The sequence below is a fragment of the Thalassotalea sp. G20_0 genome (assembly GCF_017744175.1).
In the GTDB taxonomy this organism is placed as follows: domain Bacteria; phylum Pseudomonadota; class Gammaproteobacteria; order Pseudomonadales; family Endozoicomonadaceae; genus Endozoicomonas.
Genome location: NZ_JAGHQV010000017.1, coordinates 29,654 through 50,112 on the forward strand (window position 1 = coordinate 29,654; position 20,459 = coordinate 50,112).

Consider the following 20,459-nt stretch of genomic DNA (forward strand, 5'->3'; position numbering starts at 1 on the left):
CTGACGAGGAAGACGGTGGCCACCGTTGCTGGCCATGCCAATGCAGCCATACGTCAGGACCACCAACAGGAAAAGTTAAAGGCTGTACAGCTTCGCCAGGTACTCAGCCACCGCGTGGTCATCACAATGACCAATACGCTCAAACCCCGGCAGACTGTTTAGCAGCGATGGGTCAGCGTTACCCATCACCACACCTTTGCCGACGCTGGACAGCATCTCAAAGTCATTCATACCATCACCAAAAGCGATGGCATCCTGCAGACCATAGCCTTTCAACTTCAGCACCTCTTCCAGCGCTGTCCCCTTGCAAACGCCCGGTGCCATAATTTCAAAACACTCCGGCAGAGAGTAGGTCATATAAAACTGATCACCGTAAAGTTCACGGGCCCGGTCAGACAGTGGCAATAAGTCAGCGTGGGATTGTGCGACAAAAAAGATCTTCTGGATGGCGCTGGTTTCAACCACATCAAAATCAGTCAAATGATAGGTAAAGCCGCTCGCCTTGCTGAACCCATGGAGGTCCTTATGCTCAACCTCAACCCGCCACTGGTCTCCCTGATAAACGCTGGTATGAACCTTATCTGCAAAGGGTTTTCGCAGGGACAATAATGGCTGCACAAATTCGGGATTAATATCGTGCTGAACAATCATTTCGCCCTTCGGATTATGGACTCTGGCACCATTGCTGGTGATCAGATACATATCCACGCCAAGCTGTGATCTTATTCTTTCAACATCCTGAAAGTGGCGGCCAGTAGCAAAAATAAATTTGATACCTTTCTCACTCAGGTGCCGAATCACGTCACGGGTTCTGGGAGAAAGTTCATGCTGTTTGGTGAGCAGAGTTCCATCAAGATCGGATACAACCACTGGATACATATAAATACCTCTATGCAAATCCTATTGCAGATTTTACAAAACAGAGGAAGAGTATCCTGAGGAAGCAGGCAGTCCCTTCCCTTAAAAAAATACCTGCTAACGTAAAGCCTGGTGGAAAATCGTTCAATCCGTAGTTTTCTCAATCAGGTAAACGCCAGCTCCCCATCCTGCACCGCCACCTTAATGGTATCACCTGGTTTATATCGACCCGATAGAATAGCTTCAGCCAGCGGGTTTTCTATACTCCGTTGAATAGCCCGCTTTAACGGCCGTGCACCATAAACCGGGTCAAAACCAACTTCTGCCAGCTGATCCATTGCCTCATCAGAAAGCACCAGCCGGAGATTATTATCCGCCAGCCTGCGATCCAGGTTAGCCAACTGTATGCTGGCGATGGATTTGATCTGGCTGGCACCCAACGGATGGAATACCACTACCTCATCAATCCGGTTAACAAACTCTGGCCGGAAATGCGTCCCTACCACTTCAATCAGGGTACTCTTCAGCTGTTCAAAATCGGTTTCACCGGTCTCTTTGTTCTGGAATGTCTGAATAAGGTCAGACCCCAGGTTTGATGTCATGACAATAACGGTATTTTTAAAGTCTACCGTTCTCCCCTGACCATCGGTCAGGCGACCATCTTCCAATACCTGCAGAAGAATATTAAAAACATCCGGATGCGCCTTCTCAACTTCATCCATCAACACCAGAGAATACGGCTTACGACGTACGGCTTCGGTCAGATAACCACCTTCCTCATAACCTACATACCCCGGAGGCGCACCTAACAGGCGGGAAACCGAGTGTTTCTCCATAAACTCTGACATGTCGATACGGACGATGGCATCTTCCGTATCAAACAGAAATTCAGCCAGCGCCTTACACAGCTCAGTCTTACCAACACCGGTTGGGCCAAGGAACATAAAGGAGCCGTTAGGGCGGTTGGGATCCGCTAACCCGGCACGGGAGCGCCGTACCGCATTAGAAACCGCAACCACTGCCTCATCCTGGCCGACCACCCGTTTATGGAGCGCATCCTCCATACGCAGCAACTTCTCTTTCTCTCCCTCCAGCATCTTGGCAACCGGAATGCCTGTCCATTTGGACACCACTTCGGCAATCTCTTCTTCCGTTACCCGGTTTCTCAGCAGCTGATGTTCGCCGGTTTCCAGGGCATCCGCCTGAGCCAGCTGTTTATCCAGTTCCGGCAGGGTGCCATACTGAATTTCAGACATTTTGGTTAAATCCCCTGCCCGTCTGGCGGCTTCCAGCTCAATCAACAGTTTTTCTTTTGCTTCACGCAGCTTCTGCCCACCCTGCAACTGGGCTTTTTCTGCTTTCCAGACATCTTCCAGGTCGGAATACTCGCGCTCCAGTTCGCCAACCTGCTCATTCAGCCTGGCCAGACGCTCCCTGGACGCTTCATCATCTTCTTTCTTCAGGGCTTCCTGTTCTATTTTGAGTTGAATCAGACGACGTTCCAGTCGATCCATGGCTTCCGGCTTGGAGTCCATTTCCATCCGAATACGGCTGGCGGACTCATCAATCAGATCAATCGCCTTATCCGGCAGTTGTCGATCAGTGATATAACGCTGGGACAGTTTGACCGCGGCAATAATGGCCGGATCAGTGATATCAACCCCGTGATGCGCCTCATAGCGTTCCTTCAGACCACGGAGAATGGCGATGGCATCCTCTTCCGTGGGTTCATCCACCAGCACCTTCTGGAAACGCCTTTCAAGGGCTGCGTCTTTCTCAATATATTGTCTGTACTCATCGAGGGTCGTGGCACCGACACAATGCAACTCGCCCCTGGCCAGTGCAGGTTTCAGCATGTTCCCGGCGTCCATGGCACCATCCGCTTTACCGGCACCCACCATGGTATGTATTTCATCAATAAACAGGATGATCTGTCCTTCCTGTTTGGCCAGGTCATTCAGCACCGACTTCAGCCGTTCTTCAAACTCACCCCGGAACTTGGCACCAGCGATCAATGCACCCATATCCAGCGATAGCAGTCTTTTCCCTTTCAAACCTTCAGGCACTTCACCATTGACGATACGCTGGGCCAGACCTTCAACAATGGCGGTTTTACCGACGCCCGGCTCACCAATAATCACCGGATTGTTTTTGGTTCTTCGTTGCAGAACCTGGATCGTCCGCCGGATTTCATCATCCCGGCCAATGACCGGGTCCAGCTTACCCTCTTCTGCGCGTTCGGTCAGATCAATGGTGTATTTGCTCAGGGAGTTTCGGGAATCTTCCGCATTCGGGTCGTCAATCGACGCACCGCCGCGAATATTTTTAATGGCGTTTTCCAGCGCTTTCTTGCTGACTCCCTGGCTGCTCAGTAATTTTCCCAGCGGACCACTGTCTTCCATGATGACCAGCAGCATGGCTTCACTGGAAATAAACTGGTCACTGGCCTGTTGTGCTTTTTTGTCCGCAAGGTTCAACATTCGATAGAGAGCCTGGGACATCTGAATATCACCGGTCGGCGATGACACCCTGGCCAGCTGTTCCAGCATGTCGGTCAGCTCACCACGAAGGGTGTTCACATCAAAGCCGACCTGCATCAGCAGAGGCTTGACCGAACCTCCCTTCTGGTCGATAAGCGCAAGCAAAAGGTGGACGGGCTCAATCTGACTGTTATCTTTGCCGATGGCCAGAGACTGTGCATCAGACAGAGCTGACTGGAGCTTGCTGGTCAGCCGATCCATTCTCATAATGACCTTCTCCTACTCATGATCTCACTTCCGGTTTTTACTTCTAAATAGCCAGAAACAGACGATTTCATATGGTTAGGTATCTATATAGTGCTGGTGTGTGGCATTTCAAGGATGAACAGTAAATCGTAACTGCGAAAACGTCTTTTTATTGCATCAACAGGAACCAATCCCCCCTATTGCCAGTCTGCTTTTTTTGAGTCCGCCATTATGAGGATAAACTGAATGAACTGTTTAGCTGGAATCAGCCGGTTCAATTTCACCCGGCAAAACTCTCAAAATGTTTCGACTCCGACAGATGCCTACCCAAAAAAACCGCCAAACACCATTAACCAGTTTAAACACGAACAAATAGCAACAATAAGTTCCCCAACCCGGCATTTACAAAGTTTCGATAGCCTGGCCGGAGACTTCGTAAGAAAAACATCCACAGCGCAAGTATCCTCAGAAAGCCAATGGATCGAACTGGCTGTGCGCAAAGTAGTACCAGCATCAGAGACGCCCCGTATGAGCACTTTCCAACCGGCATCTAAGCCAGCAGATAACTGTTACCCGGAAGAGAACCGTTGTCTGATCAAACCTGACACCGATAAACAACAGGCATCAGAACCCCATGGCCACCATTGGACTGCTAAACCCCATGGCCACCATTGGACTGCTAACTGCACCTATACCAAAACACTCCCCCCCATTCCTGAATGAACCTTCCCCCTCCCCGAAACAGAAGCAGGAAGCATTCAAGCGGGAAGGCAAAACGCTCCGGGGAGGTCTGTATCAGGCTAGAGATGGCACTCTCCAGATCAGGGAGGCCATCCTTCCCGACCCTTTTCCATCGCGACGGTAAGAATAGAAAAGATCAGACTGGTCATAACTACAGAACTCACCACCGTACACCCGGTTAATGCCGAGCCTGTTCAGCCGCCTGCGCGCCAGCAAATAAAGATCGGCAAACCAGCGATCACCACGGCCGGGAATAAAGGCTTCAGAGCAGCCAGCATCTTCCGCCAGGAACTGCTCTCTGACTTCCGGCCCAACCTCAAAATTATGCTGACCGATGGCAGGTCCCAGCCAAGCCATAACGGTTTCCGGTGGCACTTCCATGGATTGAACCGTCGCTTCAAGAACCCCGGCCACTAACCCTTTCCAGCCAGCATGAGCTGCCGCGACCACCGTTCCTTCCAGATTACAGAACAGAACCGGTAAACAGTCTGCCGTTAACACAGCACAGACTGCTCCCGGCTGGCGGGAAACTGAAGCGTCTGCTTCCGTTTCCTGTTGATCAGCATTGGCATCGGCAACTGCAACACCATGCACCTGTGTTAACCACAGCGGGGCTGTTGTCAGACCAAGATCCCGCTCAAGTAGCTGCCGGTTTGCCCGAACCGTGTCCTGGTCATCACCGGAGTAGAGCCCGAGGTTGAAGCTGGAAAAACCAGCGTCACTCAGCCCACCCTTTCGGGTAGTCACTAACGCTTTAACACCCTCCGGCGCAGGCCAGTCGGCCCACAGGAAGCGCTCACTGCTCACTCACATTCTCCTCTGTGTCAATCTGAGAGCGGCTCATTGGCAGCCAGGCTGTCCAATAACATCTGGAAATCAGCGGTCAGCGGCACCTCCCATTCCATATACTCTCCCGTGGCCGGATGTATCAGGCCAAGCTGACGGGCATGAAGGGCCTGTCGTCTGAATGCTCTCAGAACGGCTTCCAACGCAGCCGGACATGACCTGGGCAACTTAAGCCCCCCACCGTAAAGGTCATCACCCACCAGGGGGAAGTGCTGGTGACTCATATGCACACGGATCTGATGAGTTCTGCCCGTTTGCAGGTTGAGTCGGATATGGGTGTGCGCTTTATAACGTTTCACTACCCGGTAATGGGTAACAGACGGTTTGCCACCCCGCACAACGGCCATCTTCATGCGGTTTTTCGGGTGTCGGCCGATCGGCGCATCAACCACACCCCCTCCCGTCATTACCCCGCGCACAACCGCCTCATATTCACGATGAACCGTACGATCCTGCAGCTGCGCAACAAGGTCGGTGTGCACTGCCAGGGAACGGGCAACCACCATCAGGCCGGTGGTATCCTTATCCAGCCGGTGCACAATGCCAGCCCGGGGCAACGCTGCATTATCCGGATAGTGATACAACAGGGCATTGAGCAACGTCCCGGTATAGTTTCCCGCAGCGGGATGCACCACCAGACCTGCTGGCTTATTGATCACAATGATATGGTTATCCTGATAAACAACGTCCAACGGGATATTTTCCGCCGCCCATTGCCCTTCAGGCTGAACCTCAACGGACAGAGATAACTGTTCCCCGCCATAGAGCTTCTCTTTTGGTTTTCGGGCATCGCCATCCACCATCAGAAAGCCCTCACGAATCCACTCCTGAAGCCGGGCCCTGGAAAACTCCGGAAAACAGGCCGCCGCTATCTGATCAAATCGACGACCACCCTGATCATCAGGCACCGTGACACTCTCTTTGATGCTCTCTTTGATAAGATGTTTAATAACTTCGCCCATTCAGCAACACTCAGTTCATAAATCTACTTTCAGTACCGACAACTCAAACCGCACATGGCTATAACTGGAACGCCGTAAAATCTTGTCTTTTCGTTTTCCGGCAGACTATGTTTAAATGCAGGTTTAGTAAGTCTATTTATCGGTGTGAAGAGTTTATCACAAGAAGACTCTGAAGCCTGAGTGGTTGTCGAAAGCAACAGAAAATGATGTGTAAAGAGCACGGGATAAGTACGGAAACCAATCAACACCATGACCATCTTGACTGCAAAATTTCCCCGGGTACTGCCCCCGTTTGTCACCAGATCCATTTTGATGGTGTTTGCCGCTATCCTTCTGGCGGGCTGTGCATCCACCGAAAATAAAGAGCAACTTCCGGAAGCCCTGTCTGAGCCCGAGCTTTACCAACTGTCCAGCAAGGCGCTTGAGGATGGTCGCTATTCCGAAGCCATTAAATCTCTGAGAACCCTGGAGTCCCGCTATCCTTTTGGTGCATTTGCCGAACAGGCACAACTGGATATCATTTACGCCTATTTCAAAAATGCCGAGCCGGAAGCCTCCAGGGCTGCCGCTGACCGCTTTATCCGCCTGCACCCGCAACACCCGGATGCAGACTATGCCTATTACATCAAAGGGCTGGCGTCTAACACTGCATCCATGGGCCTGCTGGAGCGATACCTGCCAATGGATCTGACTCGCCGCGACCCTGGCCAGGCCCGGGTATCTTTTAACGAGTTTTCTGAATTGCTGAGCCGTTACCCCGAGAGTAAATACGTGCCGGATGCCCGCCAGCGCATGGTTGCCCTCCGTAACCGGCTGGCCGAGTATGAAATTCATGCCGCTAACTATTATCTGAAACGTAAGGCCTATGTCGCTGCGGTCAACCGTGGGCGCTATGTTGTTGAAAATATGCAACAGACACCCGCCGTTCCCGAAGCCCTGGCCATTATGGTCGAAGGCTATCAACATCTGGAACTGCCAGAACCCGCCGGTGAGGCCCTGGAGGTGTTGAGGTTGAACTACCCGAACCACCCGGCACTGGACAAGAATGGCAATTTTGTAGGTTACAAGGTGTTTGAAGATGTGGATCCATCCATCTGGAGCACGCTGACCTTCGGCTTGATTGGCAGCTCCAAACCCAAAATTCAGGACGCACCTCCACCACAGCCACCTGTGGTGAATTGAGGTGATAAGTAGCTGGCCATATGGAATCGAATATTTCTGGCTACTTATACCTTTTACAAGTCTATCTGGCTAGCATCATGACCAAAACCGTTAAATGCCCACAGTGCGGAAAAGCCGTGAAGTGGGTTCCCGATAGCAAGTTCCGTCCCTTTTGCTCAGAACGCTGTAAGCTGATTGACTTTGGTGCCTGGGCAAAAGAAGAACATACCATTCCGGGTGATCCGGCCTTTGATGACCTTATGTCCCAAGAGCTTGATGACATACCCACCCGACATTAAGCAACTATGTTCAGGGGCTGTTGACGCTCAAGACGACATGAAAGCCAATCAAAAAAAAACCGGGGATACCCCCGGTTTATGGCACTACTATTCAAGCCTTGATGCCACGGGCAAACGATGGCTTGAGATCAGGTGAGTCCCGAAGATTTATTCCACTTCTTCACCATTAGTATTAGTCTTCACAGATTCCGAACCTTGCTTATCATCTGAAACCTCTGCTTCAGTTTGTTTTACAGGGCCATTGTAATCCGCCGAAGAAAAGAAACTCTCAGGAGATTGTCCTGGATGATAAGACGGCGTCACGAAACAATCAAACAACAATTCCCCATCATTATCATCAAAAAAGCTGTTAAATTCTTCAGGCTTCAGATCTTCAAAGACCCTTCTAAGACCTATTCCTAAATCCTTCCTTTCAGCATCAAATTGTTCAAGGCGTTCCAACAAAATGTTCAACTGACTTAAATTGAGACTAACAACTCTCTTAACAGCCCCTGGCACTTGAACTGAAAGCTTAAAGATTGGTTCCTTACCATCCTCGTTCTTTTCAAGCTTTACAGTTTTATTTATATAATTCAAATCTTCTCTACGTACCAAATTTTCATTAGGCTCCAAATCTTCCAAGTCTATCTTAACACTGAAACCTTCAAAAAGCTTATTCAGAAATTTCTCTTGCCAGGTTTTTTCCTGTTCCTTTAACATCTCTTCTGCCATAAAACGGGTTGCTTCATCTTCCTTTTTCAACTCTTTTGCCAAAGAATCGTTTGCTTCCTGTGCCTTTTTCAACTCTTCTGTCAAAGAAAAAGAGTTTCTTGATGCGGCGAAAGCTGCTGTTAAATTATCAACTGCGATTTTCTTGAAAGTTTCAGCTTTATTCTTATGATGAATAGCAACAGCCTTGAGGTTTTCCACATCCACATTCAGTGCTGCAAGTCTCTTTTCCTGAGCGTCCAATTTATCTGCCTGCCGTTTTAATTCCATGCCCTTGGCTTTAAGTTCCTCAAGTTCCTCATGCTGCTTGCGGATACAACGAACTTTGGATTTGCGCTCTGTAAGGAATTTATTCTGTGCGTTCTCCAAGAGCTTTTTCTTTTCTTCTTCAGCATTACGAAGCAGAGCATCAGCTTGACTTTCAGCACGAATATTAAGGTCCTCATTTTCAAGCTTTGCTTGCTTGGCATCCGCTTCTGCAGCAGAAACTCTCTTAAGCAGTGCTTCTTTATCCGTTTTCAGGGCTTCTTTTTCCGCTTTCAGGGCTTCTTTTTCCGCTTTCAGGGCTGCAAATTCCTCCATGGTCGGAATTTTCTTTTCAACTGCCTGTGTGGTTTCAACACGCCTGTCAGAAAGGTCTTTACCTCTAATACCGTGGATGGCATCACCAACCAGGGAAGGCAAGATTCCAAAAGGCACAAAGACTGCTGCAACTGCACGTCCAAGCCATTTACCGAATGTGCTTCCTTCGTCAAATTTTCTGGAAACACTATCGGCAACTTTGTGGCACCATCTCACAATGGTCCAATCTCTTTTGTGGGGTTCCACAACGATTACTTGAGGTGCAGGTGCACCGATTGAACTAGGCATAATAACTTCCTCTATTGGTTGTTTGTGATTTTTTAAGTGATACTGGTGTTTTAGAGAGGAAAATTATGAGTTGGTTCAATAGTCAATTATACTTTTTAGGAATTAAATAACTTCTATTTATTTAAAAATAATAATTAAAGCGAAACTGGCCAATAATTGATAGACCCTATAGCTCTGAGCAGGCGTTCCGAAGCCAGAGAAAATCAGTCCCGGAAAGCCTGAATGGCAGCAATTCCCCTGGCACCCAGCTGCCGGGCAAGCTCCGTATCTTCTGGATTCATCCCCCCAAGCCAGAACACAGGTACTTTTGCCATGCCAGTCAGCATCTTAGCCCGCTCCAACCCCAGAGGGCTGGCCTCAGGATGGGAAGTGGTTGCCTTGACCGGTGACAGGGTAATAAAGTCCACCGCCATTGCCTCGGCCGCTTTGATCTGCGCCTTATCGTGACATGAGGCGGCCAAAAGCTGGCCGCTATGGCGCTTTTCAGGTTTAAACGGCAAACCCAGCTGACGGGAGGTCAAATGCAGCCCATGGCACCATGACTCTGACAAAAGGGAGAAATCCCCTTTGATGATCAGCGTCCCACCAGCGGCCTGAACGAAACTCGACAGTTCCCGTGCCAGCCGCAGATAGTCACCCCCCTCAAGCCAATTAGCCCGAAATTGAATCAGTTGAATACCGTTATCCAGCGCTGCCAAAACGCTGTTGAAGAGCGCTTCTTTTTCCGCAAAATGCCCGGTAATCATATAAAGGTCGGGGAGTTGCAGCGCCCGGAGAATCACCTTATTGGCTTCAGGAAACTCATAGTCATTAAGACAATCCTTCTCAACCCACTGAATCAACTGACCCTCATTGCCTTTCGGCTCACCCTGAATACCACTGACCACCCAGGTATCCAGCAATACGGACTTATCAGGGTAGTCATGGCGAATTTTGATTAATGGTGAAAAAGTGGCAACGCCAATATCCAGCTCTTCACGGAGTTCCCGGCTCAGGGCGACCCTGATATCTTCCCCGGACTCCACTTTACCGCCGGGAAACTCCCATAAACCGCCCATGTGTTTATCTTCAGGACGTTTGGCCAGCAAAACCCGACCATCGTCCCCAAGAATCACAGCAACCGCCACATGAACCACGTTTCTACTGTCAACCTTGCTTTTTTCGACCATGACTTTTTCGTTACCAGCTTGTCAATAATTATTGAGGCAATGGGTTCAGGTGCGATACTCGGCGTTGATCTTTACATACTCATGGGATAAATCGCTCGTCCAGATCTCTTCGGTGCAATGGCCTGCGCCCAGGGAAATCCTGATCAGGATGTCCTCCTGATCCATCACTTTCTGGCCGGCTTCTTCGGTATAACCCTCTGCGGGCTGGCCACAGTCAACAATGGCAGTATCCCCCAGCCAGATGGATACACGATCAATCTCAAGCTTCGGAATATCGGCCCGGCCAACCGCTGCCAGAATTCGCCCCCAGTTTGGGTCACTGGCAAACAGGGCCGTTTTAACCAGTGGTGAATGGGCGACGGTATAAGCCACTTCCAGGGCGTCCTGATGAGAGGCAGCCTCTGCCACTTTTACGGTGACAAATTTAGTGGCTCCCTCGCCATCCCTGACAATCGCCTGGGCAAGCTCAACAGCCACCTCGCGAAGGCTCGCCGCTAACTTTTTGGCCAACCCGGAATCCCGGGAAGTGATTGCATCATTACCAGCCGCCCCTGTGGCAACAACTATAAAGCTGTCATTGGTCGATGTATCACCATCAATGGTGATCCGGTTAAAGGATTGGTTGGTAATGTCCAGCAGCAGGTTTTGCAAAAACGTTTGTTCAACCGCCGCATCCGTTGCGATATAAGCCAGCATGGTGCCCATATTGGGCTTGATCATTCCGGCACCCTTACTGATTCCGGAGACCGTATAGGTGGTTCCCTCATGCTGAAATTGACGGCTGCTGCCTTTAGGTCGCGTATCGGTGGTCATGATGCCTTCCGCTGCATGCAACCAGTTATCTTCTTGCAAATCAGACAGCGCCGCTGGTAGCGCTGCACAGAGCGTATTGACCGGAAGCTGCTCACCAATCACGCCGGTTGAAAACGGCAGGACCTGACACTCATTAACGCCGGACAACGTCGCCAGCTCGGATGACGTCTGCCTGGCTGCTGCCATTCCCTGCTCACCGGTGCCTGCATTGGCATTGCCGGTGTTAATCAGAAAGTAACGGGGATCATCGGTTAAGCGCTCCCGGCTTAAATGAACCGGGGCCGCACAGAAGCGGTTAAGGGTAAAAACCCCGGCCACGGAGCTGCCCTTATCCCAGTTCATAACCACAAGATCCCGGCGGCCGGGTTTTCTGATACCCGCCATAGCCGTTCCCAGGCGAAAGCCCCTGACCGGTTTCACTGCAGCCCATTCCCCAGAACCCGTTGCCATGATTGACTCCATTGGTGATATCGTTGCTTATTCTTGACTGATTTTGTTGTTACGCCTTGAGCAGATGCTGATGCACAAACAAAAACGGGTCAGCCTGTTAAGGCTGACCCGCAGTTTAAGTTACCTGCCCTGATCAGGCAATTTTACCGTGGCACTGTTTGAACTTCTTACCGGAACCACATGGACACGGATCGTTCCGCCCCACTTTACGCCCTTCCCGGACAAATGGCTGGTGCGCTTCCTCTTCGGGTGCTTCGGTTGCTTCTGCTTCTACACCCTGGGCCCTGGCATGCTCAAACTGCATTCTCCGGGCCATTTCCTCACGACGCTGACGTTCCATCTCAGCGGTTCGATCATCTTCCTGCACCTGTACATGGGAGATAATACGAATCGTGTCGTACTTGATATCCTCAAGCATCTGCTGGAATAGCTCAAACGCCTCACGCTTGTATTCCTGCTTGGGGTTCTTCTGGGCATAGCCACGGAGATGAATACCCTGTCTCAGGTGGTCCATGGTGGCCAGATGCTCTTTCCACTTGTCATCCAGAATCCGCAGCAGAATATGCTTTTCAAAGTTGCGCAGAACTTCTGCACCGGCCAATTCTTCCTTCTTGCGGTAGGAATCAATCACACCCTGGAGAATACGCTCGCGAAGTGCTTCTTCATCCAGACGATCATCTTCATCCAGCCACTGCTGAACCGGCATACGCTCATTGAGCTCGCTGGCCAGTTTCTCCTCCAGACCTTTCACATCCCACTGCTCTTCCAGGCTCTGGGGTGGAATGTGCTGACTGATCAGGCCACTGACCACGTCTTCACGGAGTGCTTCAATACTGGAAGAAACATCCTCCGCACTGAGCAGTTCATCCCGTTGATGATAAATGACCTTACGCTGGTCGTTGGCAACATCATCATATTCCAGCAGCTGCTTACGAATATCAAAGTTACGACCTTCCACTTTACGCTGGGCTTTTTCGATGGCATTGGTCACCATGCGGTGTTCAATGGCTTCACCTTTTTCCATGCCCAGGGCTTTCATAAAGTTCTTGACCCGCTCAGAAGCGAAAATCCGCATCAGGCTGTCTTCCAGAGACAGATAAAAACGGGAGGAACCCGGGTCGCCCTGACGACCGGAACGACCTCTTAACTGGTTATCAATACGTCGTGACTCGTGACGCTCGGTACCGATAATATGCAGACCACCGGCTTCAAGCACCGCCATGTGGCGTTTCTGCCAATCCGCTTTAATCTGATCAATTTGCTCCTGGGCCGGGTTATCCAGCTCGGCAACTTCTGCCTTCCAGTTACCGCCCAGCATGATATCGGTACCACGACCCGCCATATTGGTGGCAATGGTGACCGCACCGGGTCGACCAGCCTGGGCAATGATATCCGCCTCTTTCTCATGGAATTTGGCATTCAGTACCTGGTGAGCAATACCGGCTTTATCAAGGGCTTTGGACAGATGTTCAGAAGAGTCGATAGACGCCGTACCCACCAGAACCGGACGCTCGGCTTTCACCGTTTCCTTGATATCTTCAATAATGGCGTCGTATTTTTCCGCGATCGTCAGATAGACGAGATCATTGCCATCCTGACGAACCATCTCCTTGTGGGTAGGAATAACAATGACGTCCAGGCCATAAATCTGACGGAACTCGAACGCTTCGGTATCGGCAGTACCGGTCATGCCGGACAGCTTGTCATAATTCCGGAAATAATTCTGGAACGTTGTGGAAGCCAGAGTCTGGCTCTCCGCCTGAATACGCAGCCCCTCTTTCGCTTCAATCGCCTGATGGAGACCTTCCGAGAGACGACGGCCCGGCATGGTACGACCGGTATGCTCATCCACCAGCAGAACTTCATTATTCTGAACAATATATTCCACATTGCGGTTAAACAGCACATGAGCCTTCAGGGCTGAGTTCGCATGGTGCAGCAGGTTCAGGTTGTTGGAGGCGTAAAGGCTTTCCCCTTCCGGCAACAAACCTTCCTGTTGCAACAACTCTTCAATAAACTGATGGCCCAGTTCATTCAACTCAACCTGGCGGGTCTTCTCATCTACTGAGTAATGACCGGTAAGTTCAACGGTATTGGGATCCTGATCTTCAGGAATGGGCTCCTGTCTTTGCAGCCTGGGAACCAGCTGATTCATCTTTTTATAAAGTTCAGAGGAGTCTTCAGCCGGACCGGAAATGATCAGCGGTGTTCTGGCCTCATCAATCAGAATCGAGTCAACCTCATCGACAATAGAAAAGAAGAGATCACGCTGGAAGCGATCTTCCTTCCGGAAGGCCATGTTGTCACGAAGGTAGTCAAAACCAAACTCGTTGTTGGTTCCGTAAGTGATATCCGCCTGGTACGCCTGACGCTTCTCTTCCGGATCCTGCTGCGGAACAACAATGCCCACGCTCATCCCCAGAAACTCATAGAGCGGGCGCATCCAGTTCGCATCACGACGGGCCAGGTAATCATTTACGGTAACCACATGAACGCCCTGACCGGGAATCGCATTCAAATAAGCAGGCAGGGTGGCCACCAGTGTCTTACCTTCACCGGTGCGCATCTCGGCAATGCGCCCTTCATGGAGGGTCATGCCACCAATAAGCTGGACATCAAAATGACGCATGCCCATCACCCGCTTGCCCGACTCACGAACCACCGCAAACGCCTCAGGCAACAGGTCGTCAAGGGTTTCGCCTTTGTTGAAGCGCTCGCGAAACTCTCCGGTTTTAGCCTTCAGCTCATCGTCGCTCAAAGCCGCCAGGCTTTCTTCCAGGGCATTGATTGATTTGACAATCTTGCCCATCCGTTTCAGCTGGCGGTCATTCCGGCTACCAATAACTTTCTTAATTAACGAAGCAAACATAAGTTGTTAACAGTCTCACACTCTGTTTCCGGAGCTGTCCTCCTACCAACAAATCCGGGCCGGAGCAGACAAGCGCACAATAGTCCAACATTCTATGACAATCACGGCAAAGTCTCACCTATATTAGCTGTATTTCTGTGCTGTCAATTAAGCTGAGTCGGTAAAAAATATTCAATGCTTTCAGGCTGGTTTAGATTTTTGCACTGGTATTGAACTGACGGCATACTGGTGTGCCTGAAAATCTGACCAACCCTTTGGCAACAGAGTTCAGAAAAATATCAATCAGGGTGGCGAAAGACAGCAAGAGACATACCCTTATGATTTACAATTCAATTTTAGAAACAATCGGCCAGACTCCCATCGTTAAAATCAATCGCCTGGCACCGGCACACGTCAACTTCTACGTGAAGGCCGAGTACTTTAACCCTATGGCTTCCGTCAAAGACCGATTGGCATTTGCCATCATCAACGACGCCCGGCAAAAAGGTGAACTTGAAGAAGGCCAAACCGTCGTTGAAGCGACCTCCGGTAATACAGGTATCGCCATGGCCATGGTGTGTGCGGCATTGAACCATCCTTTTGTGGCGGTTATGACCGAAACATTCTCTGTTGAGCGACGCAAAATCATGCGTGCCCTGGGTGCCAAAGTTGTACTGACGCCTGCTGCCGAGCGTGGTACCGGCATGGTGCGGGTTGCCAAAGAGTTGTCCGAGAAAAACGGCTGGTTCCTGGCTCGACAGTTTGAAAACGAAGCCAATCCTGAATATCACCGGAACACTACCGCCCCTGAGATTTTGCAGGATTTTGCCGGCAAGCGGCTGGATTATTTTGTCAGTGGTTACGGCACTGGCGGTACCATCACCGGTGTCGGTGAAGTACTTAAGGCTGCCCGTCCAAACATCAAAATCATCTGCACCGAACCTGCCGGTGCGGCATTGCTCAGTGGCAAAGAATGGGCACCGCACAAGATTCAGGGTTGGACGCCGGATTTTATCGCCTCGGTCCTTAACCGTGACGTCATTGATGAAGTATTGCCGGTTGATGATGTGGTTGCCCGTGATACCGCGCTTGAACTGGCCCGCAAAGAAGGCATCTTCTGTGGCATCTCTGCCGGTGCAACGGTTGCGACTGCACTTGAAGTGGCTGAAACTGCTCCTGAAGGCTCTACCATTCTGGCCATGTTGCCGGATACCGGCGAACGTTACATGTCTACTTTCCTGTTTGATGATATAGCCGAAGGCTCAGACGACGAAGTACTGGAAACCTTAAAGTAATACTGTCTTGAGTTATTCGATACAGCTCCTCGAAGACGGCTCCAGACTGTTTACAAGTACGAAGCCGTTCACCCTTGCCAATGGCCGGGTATTGGAACACTGGCAGTTGTGTTACGAAACGTTCGGCCATTTGAATAAGCAAAGGGATAATGTTGTTCTGATTCATCATGCCTTGAGTGTCGGACCCCATGTAGCTGCCACTGAAGCCAATCCGAAAAAGGGTTGGTGGCAGGCAATGGTGGGACCGGGCAAAGCGGTTGATACCGACAGGTATCATGTTATTTGCATCAACAATTTGGGCAGTTGTTTTGGTTCAACCAGTCCGGTGACCATTAACAAGGAGACCGGCAAGGCCTGGGCAGGGGAATTTCCGGAGGTGGTGATGGAAGACATGGTACACAGCCAGAAGTTATTGCTGGATCACCTCGGTATTGAGAGCCTGTATGCCATGATTGGTAACTCAATGGGCGCTATGGTTTCACTGACCTGGGCAATTGCTTATCCCGATTCGGTGCAAAGGTTACTGTTGACCAGTTCGTCTTACAAGGCATATCCGGCCAATATCGCCAACCGTCGTATCCAGCAGGAATCGATTCGACTGGATCCTGCTTTTAAAGATGGCAATTATGAACCGGATGCCCGGCTGAACGGATTTCGATTGGCACGAAAGCTGGGGCTTTATACTTATCGTAACGCTACCGAATGGAACCGACGCTTTAATAGTTTCGACAACATCGGTATGCGTGATGAAGAAATCAACAGTTATATGGACTATAACGCCGATCTGTTTTGCCGCAGCTTTGATGCCAATTGCTATTTGGTGCTAACCGCCGCAATGGACCGATATGATGTGACGCAGCCATACGAATCGCTCGCAGCCACTTTCGGCAGAATTACCGCTAAAACCACAGTGATTTCGGTAGAGAGTGATATTCTGTTCACTCCGCAACAACAGCAAGAGCTGTACCAGGGTCTGCTGAAGGGACGGGTGGACTGTTACTATATCAACCACCCCTCCCAATATGGCCATGATGCCTTCCTGGTAGAAACCGAAGCCTTCGATCACTACCTACGAGTATTTCTCGACTGAAAAAACCCGCCCTGAGGAAGAAAAAATCAGCCTTAAATCCTACTTACTTGCTCTGTAGATATATCTCGAAGGGTCCTGAGGCTTACCATTTTTCAAAACCTCAAAATGGACATGTGGTCCGGTTGACCGCCCGGAACTGCCCATTTTGGCAATAGCCTGCCCTCTGGTGACAATATCACCGACCTTGACCAGACTTTCATCATTGTGGGCATAGCGTGTCAGATAGCCATTGCCATGATTGACCTCCACCAGAAGCCCAAAGCCTGAGCGATTGCCTGACCAGACGACAACACCTGCCGCCACCGAAATAATGTCTGAGCCGCGCTTACCGGCAAAATCCACACCGTTATGCCAGGCCCCCTTACCGGTAAACGGATCTGTACGGCGACCATAACGGGAAGAGAGCCAGCCTTTTCTGACGGGCAAACCTGCCAGAAATGCATCGTCGTGAAGGGTTCTGCTGGAAATAAGATTATCCAGAAGGTCCAGCTGTTCCTCGCGGTTATCAATCTGATCTGCCAATTGATCAATAGCCTCAATCAGACTCACCTTGCTGTAGGCTGCTTCCGCTTCAGCAAACTCCTGAGGGCCACCCAGTGCAGGCGCTTCACCGAAGTCAAACTCACCATCATCCAGCTTTGCCTTGCTGGTAAGGCGTTCGCCAAGGGCATCAAGTCGGGTCATCCGCCCTTGAAGTTCAGACAGCCTGAGCATCAGGGCATCCAGCTGGTTTTGTGCCTGCTGACGAACCAGACCAAGATCCTGTTGCTGTGTATCCAGAACCTGTTTCCAGTTTTTTACGCCTTCACTGGTTAACATGTGCTCCTGGTTATTAGTCAACCAGGCATACATTGCGCCACCACCAACGGCCATGGAGAGCAAAAAAGCACAGCAAAACAGAACCCCTACCCGTTTTCCACTTCCGGAATAAGTTCGGGTTCGAGAATGATCCTGGTTAACAACAATAATTTTCATCAGCAGCCCTTAATGCCAAACCCGCAGCATATCTCCACTATTGTATTTCAGGAGCATGCAAAATACAGAACCAGAGGACGGATTTCCTCACTTCTACAGTTACGCTCGTCTACATCCCACCCTGCCTTAAAGAGCCACCTGATACTGATGTTATCGTTGTAAAACGGTATTTTTTAATGCGATCAACGACAGTTCAAGATCAAAAAAAACAGTACTATTGAATAACATGCACTTATCAGAAACCAGTTTGGGATAAAGACTTTTTACTGACAGCCTCTTAAAAAAAAGGCCACTATCATTGTGGCCTGATTCAAGACTAAAATTTTCCAGCCTCGCAAAAAAACACGTAACAGATCAGCATTAACTCAAAAAGCACTCATCAAGCCGTTACAGCGACGGGCTTCTGATAGGAGATCGGAGAAACCTCAGCCTCTTCGAAAGTCACTATCTCCCATAATTTCTCATTGGCAAGCAACGTTCTAACCAGTTTATTGTTAAGTTCATGGCCAGATTTATGACCAATAAACTGACCGATCAAACTATGCCCCAGCAAATAAAGGTCGCCGATCGCGTCCAGCATCTTATGTTTGACAAACTCATCGTGATAACGGAGGCCATCTTCATTGAGAATTCGGTACTCATCGACAACAACCACATTATCCACGCTGCCGCCAAGGGCCAGATTCTGGGAACGCAGGTACTCGACATCACGCATAAAACCGAAAGTACGGGCCCTGCTGACTTCCTTCACAAAAGAGGTACTGGAGAAGTCAATCGACGCTGTCTGAGAGCGGCTTTTGAAAACAGGATGATCAAAATCAATGGTGAAACTTACTTTGAAACCGTCGTATGGTTTGAATGTTGCCGTTTTATCCCCATCAGTCACCGTCACATCTTCTTTGATGCGAATGAACTTCTTGGGCGCATTCTGCTCCTGGATACCTGCGGACTGGAGCAGGAAAACGAATGGACCAGCGCTGCCGTCCATAATAGGAACTTCGTGGGCACTGACCTCTACGTAGGCGTTATCAATACCCAGCCCGGCCAGGGCGGAGAGAAGGTGTTCAACAGTGTCAATTCGGGTGCCGTCTTTATGCAAAGACGTGCACAGTGTCGTCTGCCCGACATTCAGGGCATGTGCCGGAATTTCAACGACCGGGTCAAGGTCTGTACGACAGAAAATGATGCCGGTATCTACGGGAGCAGGCTTAAGAGTAAGGTAAACCTTTTCACCGGAGTGAAGGCCCACGCCCGTAGCACGAATAATATTTTTCAGTGTACGCTGTCTGATCATGATAACGCTGTTCCGCGACCTGTAAGGTCCCTGTTATTTGGATGCAACGTCACATTGTAACAAAAGTAACAATTGAGACAAGTTCGCATTTATACGCCCTGATTAATCCGCCTGACGCCTTAGAAATGCCGGTATATCGAGGTAATCGACACTATCTCCGGTAGCCACCGCTGCCCGTTTACCTTCTTCCCGCGGACCCACTTCCTCTTCCTCCTTCTTTTTGTCACGCAACAGAGGGGAAATGTCCAGCCTGCCATAGTCAGGTGTGCCGTCTTTGTTTTTTGGCGGTGCTTTTTCAACCACCTTCAACTGTTCCCTGGCAACGCCGCCAGCACCAATACCGGTTGCCACAACAGTCACCCGCAGCTCGTCCGCCAACTCCGAGTCAATAACAGTACCGATAACGACGGTTGCATCGTTAGACGCAAACTGACTTACAACATCGCCTACCTGGTTGTACTCACCAACGGTAAAATCAAGGCCGGCAGTGATGTTAACCAGAACACCTTTGGCTCCCTGCAGATCCACATCTTCCAGCAGCGGACTGCGGATGGCTTTCTCGGCGGCTTCTGCTGCACGGCCGCTACCCGTGGCAACTCCGGTACCCATCATCGCCATACCCATTTCTGACATCACTGTGCGAACATCGGCAAAGTCAACGTTGATGAGACCATCACGGGTAATCAGTTCAGAAATACCCTGCACCGCACCCAGCAGAACATCATTGGCAGCACCAAAGGCATTGAGCAGACTGACATCACTGCCAAGCACTGGTAATAACTTTTCATTGGGAATGGTAATCAGCGAGTCCACATGCTCCTGAAGCTCTTTAAGACCTTCTTCGGCAACCGCCATTCTGCGCTTGCCTTCAAAACCGAATGGCTTCGTGACCACGGCGACGGTCAGTGCGCCAAGCTCCCGGGCTATCTCGGCAACCACCGGAGCTGCGCCGGTCCCCGTACCACCGCCCATACCAGCGGCAATAAAGACCATATCCGCACCTTTGAGGAGCTCGGCGATACGCTCCCGGTCTTCCATCGCCGCCTCGCGACCAACATTCGGGTTCGCGCCTGCACCAAGCCCTCGCGTGATCGAGGCACCCAGCTGCAGGTGAGTATGGGCCTGCAAATGCTGCTTTTTCAGCGCCTGGGCGTCGGTGTTTGCACAGACAAACTCAACACCTTCGAGCTGACTCTTCAGCATGTGGCAGACTGCATTACCACCACCACCACCGACACCGATAACTTTTATGACCGCTTCCTGCGGTACGTTATCCACCAATTCAAACATGGTCATCTCCTTTTTATCACCCTTAATCTAACAAATACTTACCAATACCGTTACTGAAAATCTG

General features: G+C 50.3%; 16 protein-coding genes. 5 read left to right on the forward strand and 11 right to left on the reverse strand.

All coding sequences use genetic code 11. The features are described from left to right. Nucleotides 1-75: 75 nt before the first annotated feature. Nucleotides 76-879: a Cof-type HAD-IIB family hydrolase gene (locus J7438_RS12125; protein WP_209201206.1), complete on the reverse strand. Its 804-nt coding sequence runs from the start codon at nt 877-879 to the stop codon at nt 76-78. A 143-nt stretch (nt 880-1,022) separates the two neighbouring features. Continuing rightward, nucleotides 1,023-3,605 (reverse strand): ATP-dependent chaperone ClpB, encoded by a 2,583-nt coding sequence (clpB, locus tag J7438_RS12130; RefSeq protein ID WP_209276733.1) that lies wholly within the window; start codon nt 3,603-3,605, stop codon nt 1,023-1,025. A gap of 225 nt (nt 3,606-3,830) precedes the next feature. On the opposite strand from clpB, the gene J7438_RS12135 reads away from it, so the two are divergent. Beyond that, complete coding sequence (locus J7438_RS12135) at nt 3,831-4,307, forward strand: hypothetical protein (protein ID WP_209276734.1); 477 nt, start codon at nt 3,831-3,833, stop codon at nt 4,305-4,307. 72 nt (nt 4,308-4,379) lie between these two features. Here J7438_RS12135 and pgeF read toward each other — a convergent pair whose 3' ends face one another. After that, nucleotides 4,380-5,132: a peptidoglycan editing factor PgeF gene (gene pgeF / locus J7438_RS12140; RefSeq protein WP_209276735.1), complete on the reverse strand. Its 753-nt coding sequence runs from the start codon at nt 5,130-5,132 to the stop codon at nt 4,380-4,382. A 17-nt stretch (nt 5,133-5,149) separates the two neighbouring features. Beyond that, a complete protein-coding gene (gene rluD / locus J7438_RS12145) occupies nt 5,150-6,133 on the reverse strand; it encodes a 23S rRNA pseudouridine(1911/1915/1917) synthase RluD (RefSeq protein WP_209276736.1) in 984 nt (327 codons plus the stop codon). A gap of 249 nt (nt 6,134-6,382) precedes the next feature. On the opposite strand from rluD, the gene J7438_RS12150 reads away from it, so the two are divergent. Then, the gene (locus tag J7438_RS12150) at nt 6,383-7,315 is read left to right on the forward strand and encodes an outer membrane protein assembly factor BamD (RefSeq protein ID WP_209201203.1); all 933 of its coding nucleotides are present in this window, start codon (nt 6,383-6,385) and stop codon (nt 7,313-7,315) included. 77 nt (nt 7,316-7,392) lie between these two features. Then, nucleotides 7,393-7,593, forward strand: coding sequence for a DNA gyrase inhibitor YacG (gene yacG / locus J7438_RS12155; protein ID WP_209201202.1), 201 nt, complete (start codon nt 7,393-7,395; stop codon nt 7,591-7,593). Nucleotides 7,594-7,740: 147 nt separating this feature from the next. On the opposite strand, the gene J7438_RS12160 is transcribed toward yacG, so the two are convergent. From J7438_RS12160 to secA, 4 genes are all read right to left on the reverse strand, one after another. Beyond that, complete coding sequence (locus tag J7438_RS12160) at nt 7,741-9,171, reverse strand: hypothetical protein (RefSeq protein ID WP_209276737.1); 1,431 nt, start codon at nt 9,169-9,171, stop codon at nt 7,741-7,743. A 203-nt stretch (nt 9,172-9,374) separates the two neighbouring features. After that, nucleotides 9,375-10,340 carry a Nudix family hydrolase gene (locus J7438_RS12165; RefSeq protein ID WP_209276738.1) on the reverse strand — a complete coding sequence of 322 codons (966 nt, stop codon included), beginning with the start codon at nt 10,338-10,340 and terminating at the stop codon, nt 9,375-9,377. 45 nt (nt 10,341-10,385) lie between these two features. Then, nucleotides 10,386-11,603, reverse strand: a complete 1,218-nt coding sequence (gene argJ, locus J7438_RS12170; protein WP_209276739.1) for a bifunctional glutamate N-acetyltransferase/amino-acid acetyltransferase ArgJ — start codon at nt 11,601-11,603, stop codon at nt 10,386-10,388. 133 nt (nt 11,604-11,736) lie between these two features. Further along, on the reverse strand, nt 11,737-14,472 hold the full coding sequence (secA, locus tag J7438_RS12175) for a preprotein translocase subunit SecA (RefSeq protein ID WP_209276740.1): 2,736 nt from the start codon (nt 14,470-14,472) through the stop codon (nt 11,737-11,739). A gap of 230 nt (nt 14,473-14,702) precedes the next feature. Between secA and cysK the strand changes: the two genes are divergently transcribed. Together cysK and metX are read left to right on the forward strand one after the other, a co-directional pair. Continuing rightward, entirely contained in the window at nt 14,703-15,746 is a 1,044-nt protein-coding gene (cysK, locus tag J7438_RS12180) for a cysteine synthase A (RefSeq protein ID WP_353620128.1), read from the forward strand. A gap of 7 nt (nt 15,747-15,753) precedes the next feature. Then, complete coding sequence (gene metX / locus J7438_RS12185) at nt 15,754-16,836, forward strand: homoserine O-acetyltransferase MetX (RefSeq protein ID WP_209276741.1); 1,083 nt, start codon at nt 15,754-15,756, stop codon at nt 16,834-16,836. Between the two features lie 39 nt (nt 16,837-16,875). Here metX and J7438_RS12190 read toward each other — a convergent pair whose 3' ends face one another. From J7438_RS12190 to ftsZ, 3 genes are all read right to left on the reverse strand, one after another. Next, nucleotides 16,876-17,811: a M23 family metallopeptidase gene (locus tag J7438_RS12190; protein ID WP_209276742.1), complete on the reverse strand. Its 936-nt coding sequence runs from the start codon at nt 17,809-17,811 to the stop codon at nt 16,876-16,878. A gap of 379 nt (nt 17,812-18,190) precedes the next feature. Then, nucleotides 18,191-19,105, reverse strand: coding sequence for a UDP-3-O-acyl-N-acetylglucosamine deacetylase (gene lpxC / locus J7438_RS12195; RefSeq protein ID WP_209276743.1), 915 nt, complete (start codon nt 19,103-19,105; stop codon nt 18,191-18,193). Nucleotides 19,106-19,207: 102 nt separating this feature from the next. Further along, nucleotides 19,208-20,395: a cell division protein FtsZ gene (gene ftsZ, locus J7438_RS12200; protein WP_209201194.1), complete on the reverse strand. Its 1,188-nt coding sequence runs from the start codon at nt 20,393-20,395 to the stop codon at nt 19,208-19,210. Between the last annotated feature and the right edge of the window lie 64 nt (nt 20,396-20,459).

Excerpts from the sequence above, each read along its gene's own strand:
- J7438_RS12125 (WP_209201206.1), bottom strand. The coding sequence starts at position 879 with ATGTATCCAGTGGTTGTATCCGATCTTGATGGAACTCTGCTCACCAAA.
- clpB (WP_209276733.1), bottom strand. The coding sequence starts at position 3,605 with ATGAGAATGGATCGGCTGACCAGCAAGCTCCAGTCAGCTCTGTCTGAT.
- J7438_RS12135 (WP_209276734.1), top strand. The coding sequence starts at position 3,831 with ATGAACTGTTTAGCTGGAATCAGCCGGTTCAATTTCACCCGGCAAAAC.
- rluD (WP_209276736.1), bottom strand. The coding sequence starts at position 6,133 with ATGGGCGAAGTTATTAAACATCTTATCAAAGAGAGCATCAAAGAGAGT.
- J7438_RS12150 (WP_209201203.1), top strand. The coding sequence starts at position 6,383 with ATGACCATCTTGACTGCAAAATTTCCCCGGGTACTGCCCCCGTTTGTC.
- yacG (WP_209201202.1), top strand. The coding sequence starts at position 7,393 with ATGACCAAAACCGTTAAATGCCCACAGTGCGGAAAAGCCGTGAAGTGG.
- J7438_RS12160 (WP_209276737.1), bottom strand. The coding sequence starts at position 9,171 with ATGCCTAGTTCAATCGGTGCACCTGCACCTCAAGTAATCGTTGTGGAA.
- J7438_RS12165 (WP_209276738.1), bottom strand. The coding sequence starts at position 10,340 with ATGGTCGAAAAAAGCAAGGTTGACAGTAGAAACGTGGTTCATGTGGCG.
- argJ (WP_209276739.1), bottom strand. The coding sequence starts at position 11,603 with ATGGCAACGGGTTCTGGGGAATGGGCTGCAGTGAAACCGGTCAGGGGC.
- secA (WP_209276740.1), bottom strand. The coding sequence starts at position 14,472 with ATGTTTGCTTCGTTAATTAAGAAAGTTATTGGTAGCCGGAATGACCGC.
- J7438_RS12190 (WP_209276742.1), bottom strand. The coding sequence starts at position 17,811 with ATGAAAATTATTGTTGTTAACCAGGATCATTCTCGAACCCGAACTTAT.
- lpxC (WP_209276743.1), bottom strand. The coding sequence starts at position 19,105 with ATGATCAGACAGCGTACACTGAAAAATATTATTCGTGCTACGGGCGTG.
- ftsZ (WP_209201194.1), bottom strand. The coding sequence starts at position 20,395 with ATGTTTGAATTGGTGGATAACGTACCGCAGGAAGCGGTCATAAAAGTT.